The sequence below is a fragment of the Cohnella sp. WQ 127256 genome, assembly GCF_024519285.1.
Classification (GTDB): Bacteria; Bacillota; Bacilli; order Paenibacillales; family Paenibacillaceae; genus Cohnella.
On record NZ_JAMZCY010000009.1, the window covers coordinates 226947 to 239675 of the forward strand.

Genomic DNA, 12729 nt, shown 5'->3' on the forward strand with positions numbered 1-12729 from the left:
CTTGTTTAGTTTGCGCCCTATCTTCGTTGTAAAAGCGGATATATTCCTCAATTCGTCTTTGTGCCTCATCGATCGTATATCATATAGATAGAGTGCTTCGACTTTAGATGAGAGAAGAAGCTCTCCATTGTGGCGTTGTCATAACAATTGCCTCGGCGTGACATGCTGATTTGGGCACCAACCTGTGGCAGCATGTCGTGGTAAGCATGAGACGTGTACTGGCTTCCTTGATCACTGTGAACGATCAATCCAGTCACGTCTTTATGTTTGTCAAAAGCCTTTCTAAACGTCTCTAAGACCAACGGATTGTCTTTATGGCGACTAATGTGGTATCCAACGATTTCGTTGTTCCACAGATCCTTGATAGCAGATAAGTAAATCTTCTCATTAAATACGCGATATTGTGTAACATCCCTAACCCATTTTTGATTTGGCTTATTCGCCTTGAAGTCTCTTTGTAACTTATTCTCTGCAATCCTGCCATCCGATACAGCAGCTTCGTAGCTAGTCCTATGGACGTACTTACGACGTATAATCGCTTTAATACCTAGCCCCTGCATCAACCTTAGAACCTTCTTGTGATTAACTACAAGGCCATATTGGCGGTACAATTCATCCTGTATACCGCGATATCCTACGATCTTGTCACGTTACTCATAAATGGTTTTGATTTTAAGTTTTAGTTCTTCATCTGGATTGTTAACTTTGCGCTTTAGATAGGCATAGTAACCTCTTCTGCTGATCCCCAGATAAGCACACAGTCCCTTAATACCTTGCTTGTCCTTCAGTTCGTCAATGACATTATGTTTGCTTTTCAACCCTCCCGATTCAAGATTAGTAACCACTTTTTTAGGACGTCTACCTCCATGTAAAGACGTTTGAGCTCGCGCTCTTGCTCTGTTTCGGCTCGGTGTGGGTCTCCACGTCTATCTTCAAACGCCGCTTGCCCTTTCTCCCGATATTTCTTCATCCAGACCTTAACACGGTTCTTATCATGAATATCCAAGTGTGTAGTAATCTTGCTATAGCTCCAACCCTCATCAACATGCAATCGAATTGCCTCTACTTTAAGGGACTCCGGATAGTGCTTAAACTTCTGACCTTTCTTTGCGGACATAAAAATACACCCCCTAGAATTTCATCGATTAACCCAGGGGTTTTTCCAATGTCTATTCTAAGGGGTGTACTTCATCAATTCCCGCCAAGCCTTTTTTCATGGTCTTCAAGACGTTTGCCCTGTCCCTATTCGATAAGTTTACATATATTGCAGTTATCCCCCAAAAAAATTAGGAGTGATATCGTGTCCCAAGCAAACATCCCTAACATTACTCCCTCTATATCCGTCAAGTTCGGAGATGCTATTAATTTGCTACTGATCTCCATCGCGCTTGAGGAAATCGGACTTGCGCATATCCTCAACGCAGAAGGAGAGAAACTTCAATACGTGCTGGGTACCCTCCCTGGTACTACACCACTCCAAGCTAACATCAGCCAAATTCTGACGATGAATGAAAGTGTCCGTGAAACGATCAAAGTAATAGCCAAAGGGGAATGGATTCTGCAACAAAAACTGGAAAGTGTTGTCGATGCCATGAAAACTGGCAACCCAACTTCGAACTTTACTTAAGACAAATAGCTTGTTCATCACTTCTCACGGGTCGTTACCTTTGTAAATACAAAACCAAGTATCAAGTTTTCTATCAACGAAAGCATCCAAAGTGTTCTGATTTTTGCAAGAATGCAAAAAACATTATTCGTGCAATAGACCGCCTGATCCGTAAGCACATGGATCAGGCGGTCTTAATTACTTCATTTCCGAACAAGCCGATTCCGTTTCTATAATGTTAATCCCCAGCGAATCGCACGCATTTGTTTAAGAGCTTCTTCATAATAAGTTTCCTCGCTGTAATACTTCGTAAAATAATCCTCGAAACCTTCAATATCAGTCTTCATGTTCTGAGAAACGATTCGCCTGAACCAAGGAAGCAACGTGCCGGACCAAAGAAGGGCTTTGTCTGTTTGGATATCCTCTTTCGTCAATCCCCGCCCTACATACCGTTGCAGCACGGTTATATAACTTTCAATCGCTACTTTGCCAAAATTATAGTGCTCTGGTTCAGAATTGCCGTAGCTGAACATGCTGTTGTTCATTCCCAATCCGATCGTCTCAGCATGCAGGCGGACATGAATACCGCCCGGTTCGACGTAATACGGAGAAAATCCCTCACACCTTCGCAACGCACGACATTATTATCGGTGTGAAAAACGTTGACGTGAACTACCGAGCAATCACTCTGGCGATGCAGAACGTTCAAGAGCGGGAGTATGGTCCCTTCGTTAAAAAAATCGTCGTCGCCGTGAAGAATCAGAAATTTACCCCGACCAAGTCCAGCTACATGCATAACATTTCTGTCCGTCCCGATATTCTCCGCGTTTCGCGTATAATGCAAGTTGGGGAACTGAGCCCCGAATAAAGTAGCCACCTGCTCCGTTTCATCGGTGGACGCATTATCTGATATCCATACCTCCACTAGATCGCTCCGAACTTCACTCATGTTGTCATTGTCGGCGATGGAGGAGTTCAAGTAAACATCCAAGAACTGGACACAGTATTACGCCACTGCATTCCATTGAAACTATTTGTTATGAACAACCGCAGCCTAGGTATGGTTCGGCAGTTCCAGGATATGTATATGGATGGGCGACAACAATCAACTGTTATCGGGTACGGATGTCCCGATTTGGTGAAGGTGGCCGAAGCTTACGGCTAGAAAGCCTTTCGTATCACACATTGGGCTGAAGCCGAACAGATCACAGCGGAAGCCTATGCTTACGAAGGATGTGTTCTCGTAGAAGTTATGCTTACTCTCGGCTCTACCGTCAACCCTAAACTGACCGTTAATCGTCCCGTCGAGGACATGTCACCACTTCTCGATCGCGAAGAGCTTAAGAAGCTCATGATGATTGATCCTTTGCCTTGATCGGGACACCTAAATTATCATATTTATGACAATAAAGGCCGGAGCATACCCTAGCTTCGACCTTTTATTTTTGGGGGACAGGCATTCATTGGGCACTCTGGACATAAACTTTCAATGCCAGCTTTTGTTTTCACTCCTTGATAGGACTGATTTAAAGACTAAATAATGAATCTTCTGACTCTATACCTATTCGTCGCAGAGGATTGCGAGCTCCCGACTCGATATCAACAAGAATTCAAGCGCGGTGGACTCCAAATAATTGCTCCAATAACTTTAATGAAAGAGCTTAAGGAGGTATAACTTTGTCACAACCGTCTATTCCCAATATCACCCCAACCATCTCTATCTCCAGGCAACAGGCTATCTCGCTGTTGCTGAGCTCAATCGCGATGGATGAGTTGGCCGTCTCGCACCTTATTAACGCCGAAGCGGAGAAAATCCAAGCATTCGTCGGGCATGTAAGCGAATGCTGCAACATTGGGACTAAAGATTTCATCCGTTTTAACAATGGCGTCTCGCACTTTATCGAAGGTGTTACGATGAAACAATGGCTTGCCCTGAATAAGCTCGACCGTATAATTCAGATTACCGGTGATCATCTCAGTGACGACGAATGCTTCGAAGAAAACTGCGAGGAATAACGGCGGGAAAGGAGAAACGGATTCCATGCAGCAGCCCGAAGAATCAGATTTGATAAATAACGATATGATTAATGAGGGATGGGAAGGAGTCGAGGCGGAGGAGCCTATGTACTCCAGCTCCCATCGACGGAAAAGCACATTCTCCGCCCCTTCGTTGGAAGACCATGCTCCTCTTCCTTTCCCTAACCATACGAGCCGCGAAATTTTCAATGAACTCCTTCTCGCGGTAGCGAAGGAGGAAAATGCTATTGCGCATCTCATATATGCTGAAGCAGATAAGATTCGGGCGTTCACCGGCAATAACGGTTCCTTTCCCAGCTCACCAACACCTCATCAAGTTAATGAATTTCAAAATGGCGTATCTCGTGTCGTGGAAGCTTTAGTCGAGAAACAGAAAATGCTAATCCGTTTGATCGAGATGAGCAAAAAACTACTAGATCAAGAGGGTTGCACATCCTATGAGTAATTACACTTCCGATGACGATAACCAATGGAAAACAGCGCTCTCAATTGCCGTTATGGATACTGTGCAGAGCGTTCGTTATCTTCAGCTCGCTTGTAGCAACTGGCCGCCAGAGTTCCTCAAGCAGGCTGACAAGCTCATTGAGGAAAGCTACCGGCTGCTATTGCATTCCACCGGCCGGAATGCAATGGAATTAAAAGTTCCCTCCTATAATTGGACAATGTACAGAACATGGAACGTCGCGGAGACTCGGAACAAGCACAAGCCTACCGCTTTCGCTTCCTCGAATAAGGGAGTCTTTTTCCCGCACACCAATTGACTTCCCTACTTCAACGGAAGGGAGTGAAACCTCATGTCAATGCCGACCGTTCCGAACATAACACCGACGATTACACTAAATACGGAACAAGCGTTCAATCTACTCCTCGCCTCCATCGCTTTGGAGGAGCTCAGCCTCAGTCACATCATGAATGCTGAAGCCGAGAAAATTCAATTCATTCTTGGTACTCTTCCTGGCCAGCCACAAACTGGCTCATTCAACGAAATTATGGCTGTAAACAAGGACGTCCGCATGACCTTGAATACTATAATCCGCAAAGAAATCTTAATTCAGATGAAATTAGATACAATTCTAGAGACTTTTGCCCCCCTTCTACCAACACCACTATTGCAAAGTGGCAAATAATCGCGAAATGGGCCGCCGGCTTAGAAGCCGGCGGCCCATTTCGATCCCGTTATGATGTTCCGCAACCTAAAAAAACCAAAACTACCGAAACATCGTATACAGCTTGAGTAAATGCAGCATGTTACTGGGGTCAATTTTTTGTGCGATGACGAAATTGACCATTTGATCCTCCTGCGTGTCGGTTAAGGACTCATTTAATATTTTCGAAAACTGTTTAACCCACCTTCGAACCTTGGCACGATCCTGCAAATCATATTTGGTGACACCCTCAAGCAGACCTTTAATTCGCTCCTTGGTCGCCGGATTTTTCATCTTCACTTTAACACGTTCCACAAACTCCGCCTTGATGCCGAACTTTTGCCAGCTTGTGCTCAAAGAGGATCACGCTCCTTCCGGCATATTCGGTACATCATATGCAACCGGAAGACGCACAATGACTAAGTTACGTACTCAGCCAACCTGATTAATCCAAAGGCTCCCCATGCAGCTTAGCGTCTCGGGCTAGATTATCCCTTAACTCTCCGTAAGCAGGAGAGGACCAGAACTGTTCTTGAGAGGTCAATTGTGCGGCATCGTCTCTTGCTAGCTCAAGCACTTCAAAGTCGTTTAACAGATTGGCCAATCTGAATTCAGGCATACCGCTCTGCTTCGTTCCAAAAAACTCACCAGGACCCCTGATTTCCAGATCACGTCGCGATATTTCAAACCCATCATCCGTTTCCGTCATAGCCTTCATTCTTTCCTGCCCGTTTTCCGATTTCGGATCCGCGATGAGAATGCAAAATGATTGGTGTTCTCCCCGTCCAACTCTTCCTCTTAGCTGATGAAGCTGAGACAAACCGAAGCGGTCTGCATCCATCACAATCATGAGCGTTGCATTCGGAACGTCAACTCCAACCTCAATTACTGTTGTAGATACGAGTACATTTGTGTCTCCAGAAGCGTAAATGGCCATTGTTGCCTCTTTCTCCGCCGCTGTCATTCGCCCATGTAACAGACCCACCTTTAATTCCGGCAAGGCTTGCGTTAATTGCATATGTAAATCGATCGCATTTTGAACATCAAGCTTCTCAGATTCTTCGATCAGCGGACAAATGAAAAACGATTGCCGCCCCTGCTCCGCTTCCTTGCGAATAAATCCGAGCACACGATCCATCATACTATGCTTTACCGAATACGTTTTGATGGGTAGTCGGCCTTTAGGACGCTCTCTTAGTGTAGAAACATCCATATCTCCGAACACCGTTATTGCCAACGTTCTCGGAATCGGAGTCGCCGTCATCGTTAACACATCAGGGTTCATTCCCTTACGTCGCAAAATACTACGTTGGTTAACACCGAAACGATGCTGCTCATCCGTTACGACTAAGCCAAGACTGCGGAAGAAAACATCCTCTTGAATAAGCGCGTGAGTGCCAACGACGATATCCAGCAGTCCCATTTGCAGGGATGCAAGGATATCACGTCGCTTGCGTTCCGTAAGACTACCCGTCAACAGGCCAACCTGAATACCATATGGCTCGAACATCTTGCCGAGCGAGCGAGTATGCTGCTCAGCTAATATTTCGGTAGGAACCATTAACGCACCTTGATGACCTGCTTTAACCGTCGCATATAAACCAACAGCAGCGACTACGGTTTTCCCTGACCCAACATCACCTTGAAGCAATCTATTCATCACATAGGGCTGCTTCATGTCATGAAGAATCTCGTTAATCACTTGCTTCTGCGAATCTGTTAACGTAAATGGCAGAACACTTACAAACTGACGAATATCATCATTATCCACAGGATGGATGAGCCCATCCGCCTTCTTGAGGTGAGTTGCTCGATAAGCTTGAAGCTTTAGTTGGAACAGGAAAAGCTCTTCATAAACCATCCGACGTCTCGCCTCTTGCCCTTCATTCGTGTTCTCAGGACGGTGAATGCACGTAATCGCTTCTCTTCGAGCGATAAGTGAATGCTTGTCCAAAAGCTCGGTAGGTAATATCTCTGGAATCAATGCGCCGAATTGATTCAATGCACGGTCGATTAACTTCCGCATCGCAGCTTGCGTAATACTTCCCCCTACGGAATATACAGGCTGAAGTGTCCCGGCCTTGGCCATGCTGCGATCAGGAAATTCAGAATCCGCAACGGTTAAATGCCGTCTCCGCTGATCCCATTTTCCAGTTAAAGTGATTTCTCTGCCCGGCGTCAATTGCTCCTTCAAGAAGGCTCTGTTGAACCACACCGCGGTCACCAGCGTGGAATCAACCGTCACCCGGCAAATCAATCGAGACTTTCCCCCGTAACGTTGCATGGTAGGCATCGAAGCGATCGCACCCTGAATCGTAATTCTTTCTCCGTCCTTCACTTCACTTAACTCACGTACTCGATAATCCTCATAACGAAACGGATAATATTCGAGCAAATCTCCGACTGTAGAAATACCCAAGGCGTGAAGCTCCTCCGCTTTCTGAGGGCCCACGCCTTGAAGTTTCGTCAGAGGAATTTGGAACAAATGATTAGACATTAGACCAACCTCTTTATGTTACGGTTACAGAGTCTGTAACTCTTATTTACGCAATGGAAATACGAACAAACCAATCGTACCTGGTCCCGCATGTGTACCGACAACCGGCCCAATTTCCGTTTCTTTATACTCTTGCACATTCAATCGCCCACGTATTAGCTCTGACATTTCGAGGACTCCCGCAGTATGGCCTGGAGTACTAGCAAGTGTTAAATTCACCGGCTGATCTTTAAAGTCAGTACTGAGAAGATCGGCAATCGTTGACATTGCTCGTTTCTGCCCTCTGACTTTATCAAACGGGAATACGATACCTTCGTTATCAATGGATAATATCGGTTTGATATTAAGTAGTGAACCTAATACAGCGGAAGCCTTACCGATACGACCGCCCTTCTTCAAGTACTCCAATGTATCTACGAGAAAATACAGCCGCATTTCCGAACGTAGACGCTGTACTTCAGCAATAATCTCATCCTTCGAAGCTCCCGCTTGAGCCATCTCAGCGGCCCTAACAACTAACAATCCGTACCCGTAAGAAGCCGATTTCGAATCAATAATTGTGACATCTGCATCCTCATCTAGCATTGATTTTGCAATTGTAGCTGACTGATAAGTGCCACTTAAAGCTGCGGATAATTGAATAGAAATAACAGAATGACCTTCATCTATTAATTTCTTATACACCTCATAAAAATCGGCTGGAGAAGGCTGTGAGGTTGTCGCGAGACCATCGAAGGCAATGAGCTTCTCATAAAATTGTGCTGGTTGCAGCGTAATGTTATCTAGGTAGCTTTCATTCCCGAAATTAACCTTAAGAGGTACCATTGAAATACTAAGCTTTTCTCTAACCTCTAATGGAATATCCGCTGTGCTATCCGTAACCAGAACAACTGACGGCATGCTTGTCCCTCCATCTCCTAATTTGGATTACTATGGCTCAACTGCGAATAAATAAGGATACAGCGGTTGACCACCTTCATGCACCTCGATCTCAACATCAGGGAATTGCTTTACGACCCATTGCTCTAACGATTCCGTTTGCTCCGGGTCGGCACTATCCCCAGTCAGTATCGTTAAGATTTCATTACCTGATACGAGTAATGCAGTTAAGAGCGACCTACAAGCATCCTGCTCGGTTGACTCTGAAACTACAATCGTCTTATCCTTAATTCCGATATAATGACCTTCTTTAATTTGTAAGCCATCCATTTCCGTGTCCCTGACTGCTTGAGTCACTTGACCCGTTATGACTCTTTCATAAGCTTTCGTCATTCGGTCGATGTTCGATGACTCTGTGTCCATTTCCTGGAAGGCAAGCATTGCTGCCATCCCTTGAGGGATTGTTCGAGTCTGAAGTACCGTCACGGGACGTTCTGCCAGCTCTGCCGCTTGCTTGGCAGCCATGATGATATTAGGATTATTCGGCAATAGAATAATGTGATGCGCGGATAATGACGTAATAGCCCCTAGCAAATCCTCCGTGCTCGGATTCATGCTCTGTCCACCAGAGAGAACGATATCTACGCCTAGGCTCTTGAATAGCTCCACATTTCCTTCGCCGACACTTACCGCTACAACACCATATGAGGCCAATTCATACACATCCGGATTCGGCTCACTTTCAGGTGATGCTGTAATGGTCGGTAGATCAACCACACCCGGCAGCGAATAATCCACGGTTGGCGCTCCAGAAGCAGGCTCAACAGACTTAGCCAAAGGCGGTAAGCCTTCATGTGAATCGGATTGCTGTGCCAGTAGCTCGCGGTGCTGCTCCTGCATATTTAAGATATGGATGTGCGTAATTTCGCCATACGCCAGGGCGAGATTCATAACATCTCCTGGTCGACGAGAGTGAACATGGACCTTAACGATCCCCTCATCCTCTATGAGAATAATCGAATCCCCGTCTCGTTCCAATGCTTGTCTGAAAGTCCGCTCAGGAAAAGGTGAGCTAGCAGTCACACGTTGGATGAAAAACTCCATATCATACGGAAAAGCAATGCTTTCCGTCTTAATTTTGGATTGTGCTGCTGTATTCATTGAACTAACTGCTCCAGTTATACGCGGAGTAGGAACGCTCAAATTCGATTGTGTTGCTGGCAATGGCAAAGGCGCTGGGTTGTGAGCCTCTGGTTTCGACAGGGCTTGCAGCGGGGCTTCAACATCGTAATTCCCCTCTGTTAAGTACTCAACGAAGCCTTCGTACAAACAGACTAGTCCTTGCCCACCGGAATCGACGACACCGACCTGCTTTAGTATCGGAAGCATCTCCTGCGTGCGAGCAAGTGTCTCTTGTGACTTCGCAAGAACCTCTAGCATCCATTCCGTTAAATCATTTGAACGACGAGCTACCGTAAGTCCATGACGAGCCGTTTCTCTAGCAACGGTCAGAATTGTACCTTCGACAGGCTTAACAACCGCTTTGTAAGCGGTATCAACACCTTGTTGGAGAGCATTTGCGAACAAAGGCACCGTAAGCTCACGCTGTCCTGCTATCGCCCGAGCAAAGCCGCGGAACAATTGGGACAGAATTACGCCCGAATTGCCTCTTGCACCCATCAGAAGGCCTTTGGAGAGCACTTCCGCCGCACGTCCAACTTCCTCTGATGGCTTATTTTTTAATTCGGCCACACCGGCCGACATCGTTAAATTCATATTAGTTCCCGTATCACCATCTGGCACGGGAAACACGTTCAGGGCGTTTATCCGATCGACGTTGCGGGTTAACCGCGCAGCGCCGAGTAAAATCATAGCCGCCCACTCACTTCCGTTCAAGAAGCGCTTATTCAATGCTGTATTCCCCTTCCTTATAAGCTACTTCAATACTCGCACTCCCTGAACATTTACATGCACAAGATCGACCTTTAGACCTACAACTTCTTCTAATACGTATTTTACTTTAGATTGGATGTTATGGGCTACTTCGGAAATTTTAGTTCCATAGCTGACGATGACATAAAGATCAAGATGAACAAGCTCACCTTCATGGCGGACTTCCACTCCACGAGATAAATTCTCGCGACCTAGCAGCTCCGCTATGCCATCCTTTAAACCTTTACGGGAAGCCATACCAACAAGTCCATAACAATCCAATGCCGCCGAACCCGCAATCACAGCAATGACTTGATCTGCTACTTCTATCTTTCCGCTCTCCGAGACAAGCTGTAGAGGCATGGAAATTCACTCCTTTATGTCTTTATTATGGACCATACTTCATTGTACTATAAAAAAACCCGAGAATGAAGCCGTTTTCTAGGTAAATGTCACGATTAGAGTGATTATGGCTTTTAATATCCGCTTTTTCGTTGCAACAAACAACATGCTGTGCTAATATAGTGAAGTATTTGTATGGACGTGGTAGGGAGGTGTATTTTTAGTGGCTCGTAAATGTTATATCACAGGGAAAAAGCCAGGTTCCGGTAACAACAAATCTCACGCGAATAACACTACCCGCCGTTCTTGGGGGGTTAACGTACAAAAAGTGCGCATTTTGGTGAACGGTAAACCTAAACGTGTTTTTGTTAGCGCACGTGCTTTGAAATCCGGAGCAGTAACACGCGTATAATTCACGATTTCGGCTTCAACTGGAATGAAGAAAAACCGTCAGGTAAACCTGACGGTTCTTTTTGTATTGATCTGCCCTCAAGGCGTCAATTTTTGTGAAACGTGTTGAGAATCGCTTTGACGAAGCCACCTAAAAATTTCGGCAGCTTGATGGTGTAAAACTTCATCGTCCCATCCCTCCTCCGCAGGCTGAACCCTTGCCGGCTTCTACGTTCGAAGCGCGCTATTGATTCCAATATATGCGGCTTAGAATTTGTCCTATACCAGACAAATTGGATGGAACTGCCCAAATTACAATGAGGTCAAGAATTAGCGTAAGGAGGCTATTGCGGCTGCCCGATCTGTATGACTGAATATATAAGTGCCCGCAACGAGTGAGTTTGCTCCCGCTTCTTTAACTAATGCAGCAGTTTCAGCATTAATGCCTCCGTCGACCTGAATGTAGATGTCGCTACGTCCATGTTGCTCGAGCATTTCACGAAGCTGGCGAAGCTTCGGTAGCATAGAAGGCAAAAAGGATTGACCACCAAACCCAGGATTGATCGTCATAATAAGAACAAGATCGATCTCTTCTAATATATATTCGAGTACGGATAACGGTGTATGAGGGTTTAACGCGACCCCTGCCTTCATTCCTAAGCCCCGAATTTCAGAAATCGTCCGCTCAAGATGAACGCAAGCTTCCGCATGAACCGTAATCCGATCCACCCCTGCTGCGGCAAGTGCCGGAAACAGCAGCTGTGGGTTCTCGACCATGAGATGGGCATCGAACAGCAGCTTTGTTACCGGACGAATCATACCTACGATTGGGGGGCCGAACGTAAGGTTAGGTACGAAATGTCCATCCATAATATCGATATGTACCCAATCCGCCCCAGCGGCTTCAATGCTACGGACTTCATCTCCAAGTGAAGCAAAATTCGAAGCTAGAATAGAGGGTGCAATTATAGTCATGTTAGTACCTCCGCTTGATTTCTTTCCATTCTGTCATAAAACTGACGTAATTATTGTAGCGGCTCTCCGCTATTAATCCTTGCTCCTTCGCTTGCAAAACCGCACAATGCGGCTCATGGGTATGCGAGCACCCCCGAAACTTACAAGAGGAAGGAAGCTCCCTGAACTCACGGAAACAGGAAGCAATTTCATCGATTCCAAGCTCTCCAAAATCTAGCTGACTAAACCCTGGAGTATCCGCCATATATCCCCCGCCCCCAGGAATCGAGACGAGCTCTACATGACGTGTTGTATGCTTACCTCTGCCAAGCTTGACACTGATTTCATTCGTCTCTAGCTTCAGTCCTGGCACGAGAGCATTCACAAGCGAAGACTTACCGACGCCCGACTGCCCCGCGAGCATATTAATATGCCCTGCAAGTGCTGTGCGTAGCTCATCCAAGCCTTCGCCGTCATGAGCACTTGTGAGAATAACCTGGTATCCGATGGAGGAGTATAGGTTTCTGGCTTCCTCGACCGTTCGACGAATAGCTTCTCCTTCTTCCCCATCTGGGATTCGGTCCATCTTCGTTAGTACGATCACAGCATCCATAAGGGCATGCTCCGTATGCACTAGAAATTTATCCAATAAAATAAAATTGAGCTCTGGACGTATGACGGAGAAAACAAGAACGGCCAAGTCGGCGTTCGCAATTTGCGGACGAATGAGCTCGGATTGTCGCGGTAAAATTTCTTCGACAGTACCTTCCCCGTTTTCTGTCTCGCTATAGACGACGCGATCACCAACAAGCGGGGATTCCCCACGTTTTTTGAATATTCCTCGACCCCGGCACTGAACGAGCGGTCCACCTTCAAAATTATGCACGTAATAATAACCACTTAAAGCCTTAACGATCAAGCCCTCGGGCATGGGATAACACTCCTTC

20 protein-coding genes are annotated in these 12729 nt (G+C 46.0%); 7 read left to right on the forward strand and 13 right to left on the reverse strand.

The features are described from left to right. Nucleotides 1–65: 65 nt before the first annotated feature. The 3 genes from M1K58_RS24350 to M1K58_RS24360 are packed head-to-tail and all read right to left on the reverse strand — an operon-like array spanning nucleotide 66 to nucleotide 1117. On the reverse strand, nucleotides 66–611 hold the full coding sequence (locus M1K58_RS24350; protein ID WP_256761489.1) for an IS3 family transposase: 546 nt from the start codon (nucleotides 609–611) through the stop codon (nucleotides 66–68). 39 nt (nucleotides 612–650) lie between these two features. Further along, nucleotides 651–818 carry a hypothetical protein gene (locus M1K58_RS24355; RefSeq protein ID WP_256761490.1) on the reverse strand — a complete coding sequence of 56 codons (168 nt, stop codon included), beginning with the start codon at nucleotides 816–818 and terminating at the stop codon, nucleotides 651–653. Beyond that, on the reverse strand, nucleotides 815–1117 hold the full coding sequence (locus M1K58_RS24360) for a helix-turn-helix domain-containing protein (RefSeq protein ID WP_256761491.1): 303 nt from the start codon (nucleotides 1115–1117) through the stop codon (nucleotides 815–817). The genes M1K58_RS24355 and M1K58_RS24360 overlap by 4 nt, the downstream gene beginning before the upstream one ends. A 183-nt stretch (nucleotides 1118–1300) precedes the next feature. On the opposite strand from M1K58_RS24360, the gene M1K58_RS24365 reads away from it, so the two are divergent. Then, nucleotides 1301–1627, forward strand: a complete 327-nt coding sequence (locus M1K58_RS24365; protein ID WP_256761492.1) for an alpha-helical endospore appendage domain-containing protein — start codon at nucleotides 1301–1303, stop codon at nucleotides 1625–1627. A gap of 209 nt (nucleotides 1628–1836) precedes the next feature. On the opposite strand, the gene M1K58_RS24370 is transcribed toward M1K58_RS24365, so the two are convergent. Then, complete coding sequence (locus M1K58_RS24370; protein ID WP_256761493.1) at nucleotides 1837–2151, reverse strand: hypothetical protein; 315 nt, start codon at nucleotides 2149–2151, stop codon at nucleotides 1837–1839. Next, nucleotides 2148–2585, reverse strand: a complete 438-nt coding sequence (locus tag M1K58_RS24375) for a glycosyltransferase (protein WP_256761494.1) — start codon at nucleotides 2583–2585, stop codon at nucleotides 2148–2150. The genes M1K58_RS24370 and M1K58_RS24375 overlap by 4 nt, the downstream gene beginning before the upstream one ends. 15 nt (nucleotides 2586–2600) lie before the next feature. Here M1K58_RS24375 and M1K58_RS29755 point away from each other — a divergent pair, with 15 nt between their 5' ends. From M1K58_RS29755 to M1K58_RS24395, 5 genes are all read left to right on the forward strand, one after another. After that, the gene (locus M1K58_RS29755; protein WP_372339204.1) at nucleotides 2601–2771 is read left to right on the forward strand and encodes a thiamine pyrophosphate-dependent enzyme; all 171 of its coding nucleotides are present in this window, start codon (nucleotides 2601–2603) and stop codon (nucleotides 2769–2771) included. Between the two features lie 512 nt (nucleotides 2772–3283). Beyond that, nucleotides 3284–3622 (forward strand): alpha-helical endospore appendage domain-containing protein, encoded by a 339-nt coding sequence (locus tag M1K58_RS24380; protein ID WP_256761495.1) that lies wholly within the window; start codon nucleotides 3284–3286, stop codon nucleotides 3620–3622. A 25-nt stretch (nucleotides 3623–3647) separates the two neighbouring features. Next, on the forward strand, nucleotides 3648–4088 hold the full coding sequence (locus tag M1K58_RS24385; RefSeq protein ID WP_256761496.1) for an alpha-helical endospore appendage domain-containing protein: 441 nt from the start codon (nucleotides 3648–3650) through the stop codon (nucleotides 4086–4088). Next, nucleotides 4081–4404, forward strand: a complete 324-nt coding sequence (locus M1K58_RS24390; RefSeq protein ID WP_256761497.1) for a hypothetical protein — start codon at nucleotides 4081–4083, stop codon at nucleotides 4402–4404. The genes M1K58_RS24385 and M1K58_RS24390 overlap by 8 nt, the downstream gene beginning before the upstream one ends. Nucleotides 4405–4437: 33 nt before the next feature. Then, entirely contained in the window at nucleotides 4438–4770 is a 333-nt protein-coding gene (locus M1K58_RS24395; protein ID WP_256761498.1) for an alpha-helical endospore appendage domain-containing protein, read from the forward strand. Nucleotides 4771–4851: 81 nt separating this feature from the next. Here the strand turns inward: M1K58_RS24395 and M1K58_RS24400 are convergent, their stop codons facing one another. From M1K58_RS24400 to M1K58_RS24420, 5 genes are all read right to left on the reverse strand, one after another. Then, nucleotides 4852–5145 carry a stage VI sporulation protein F gene (locus M1K58_RS24400; RefSeq protein WP_256761499.1) on the reverse strand — a complete coding sequence of 98 codons (294 nt, stop codon included), beginning with the start codon at nucleotides 5143–5145 and terminating at the stop codon, nucleotides 4852–4854. Nucleotides 5146–5233: 88 nt separating this feature from the next. Further along, nucleotides 5234–7285, reverse strand: a complete 2052-nt coding sequence (recG, locus tag M1K58_RS24405) for an ATP-dependent DNA helicase RecG (RefSeq protein ID WP_256761500.1) — start codon at nucleotides 7283–7285, stop codon at nucleotides 5234–5236. A 42-nt stretch (nucleotides 7286–7327) separates the two neighbouring features. Continuing rightward, nucleotides 7328–8185 (reverse strand): DegV family protein, encoded by an 858-nt coding sequence (locus M1K58_RS24410; protein ID WP_256761501.1) that lies wholly within the window; start codon nucleotides 8183–8185, stop codon nucleotides 7328–7330. Nucleotides 8186–8215: 30 nt separating this feature from the next. Then, on the reverse strand, nucleotides 8216–10075 hold the full coding sequence (locus tag M1K58_RS24415) for a DAK2 domain-containing protein (protein ID WP_256761502.1): 1860 nt from the start codon (nucleotides 10073–10075) through the stop codon (nucleotides 8216–8218). Nucleotides 10076–10099: 24 nt separating this feature from the next. Next, the gene (locus M1K58_RS24420; RefSeq protein WP_256761503.1) at nucleotides 10100–10459 is read right to left on the reverse strand and encodes an Asp23/Gls24 family envelope stress response protein; all 360 of its coding nucleotides are present in this window, start codon (nucleotides 10457–10459) and stop codon (nucleotides 10100–10102) included. A 202-nt stretch (nucleotides 10460–10661) separates the two neighbouring features. On the opposite strand from M1K58_RS24420, the gene rpmB reads away from it, so the two are divergent. Next, on the forward strand, nucleotides 10662–10850 hold the full coding sequence (gene rpmB / locus M1K58_RS24425) for a 50S ribosomal protein L28 (RefSeq protein WP_239617166.1): 189 nt from the start codon (nucleotides 10662–10664) through the stop codon (nucleotides 10848–10850). 85 nt (nucleotides 10851–10935) lie between these two features. On the opposite strand, the gene spoVM is transcribed toward rpmB, so the two are convergent. The 3 genes from spoVM to rsgA all read right to left on the reverse strand — a co-directional run bounded on the left by spoVM (nucleotide 10936) and on the right by rsgA (nucleotide 12713). Continuing rightward, nucleotides 10936–11016: a stage V sporulation protein SpoVM gene (gene spoVM, locus M1K58_RS24430; protein ID WP_041064529.1), complete on the reverse strand. Its 81-nt coding sequence runs from the start codon at nucleotides 11014–11016 to the stop codon at nucleotides 10936–10938. A 142-nt stretch (nucleotides 11017–11158) separates the two neighbouring features. Continuing rightward, a complete protein-coding gene (gene rpe, locus M1K58_RS24435) occupies nucleotides 11159–11803 on the reverse strand; it encodes a ribulose-phosphate 3-epimerase (RefSeq protein ID WP_256761504.1) in 645 nt (214 codons plus the stop codon). A gap of 1 nt (nucleotide 11804) precedes the next feature. After that, nucleotides 11805–12713: a ribosome small subunit-dependent GTPase A gene (gene rsgA / locus M1K58_RS24440; protein WP_256761505.1), complete on the reverse strand. Its 909-nt coding sequence runs from the start codon at nucleotides 12711–12713 to the stop codon at nucleotides 11805–11807. Between the last annotated feature and the right edge of the window lie 16 nt (nucleotides 12714–12729).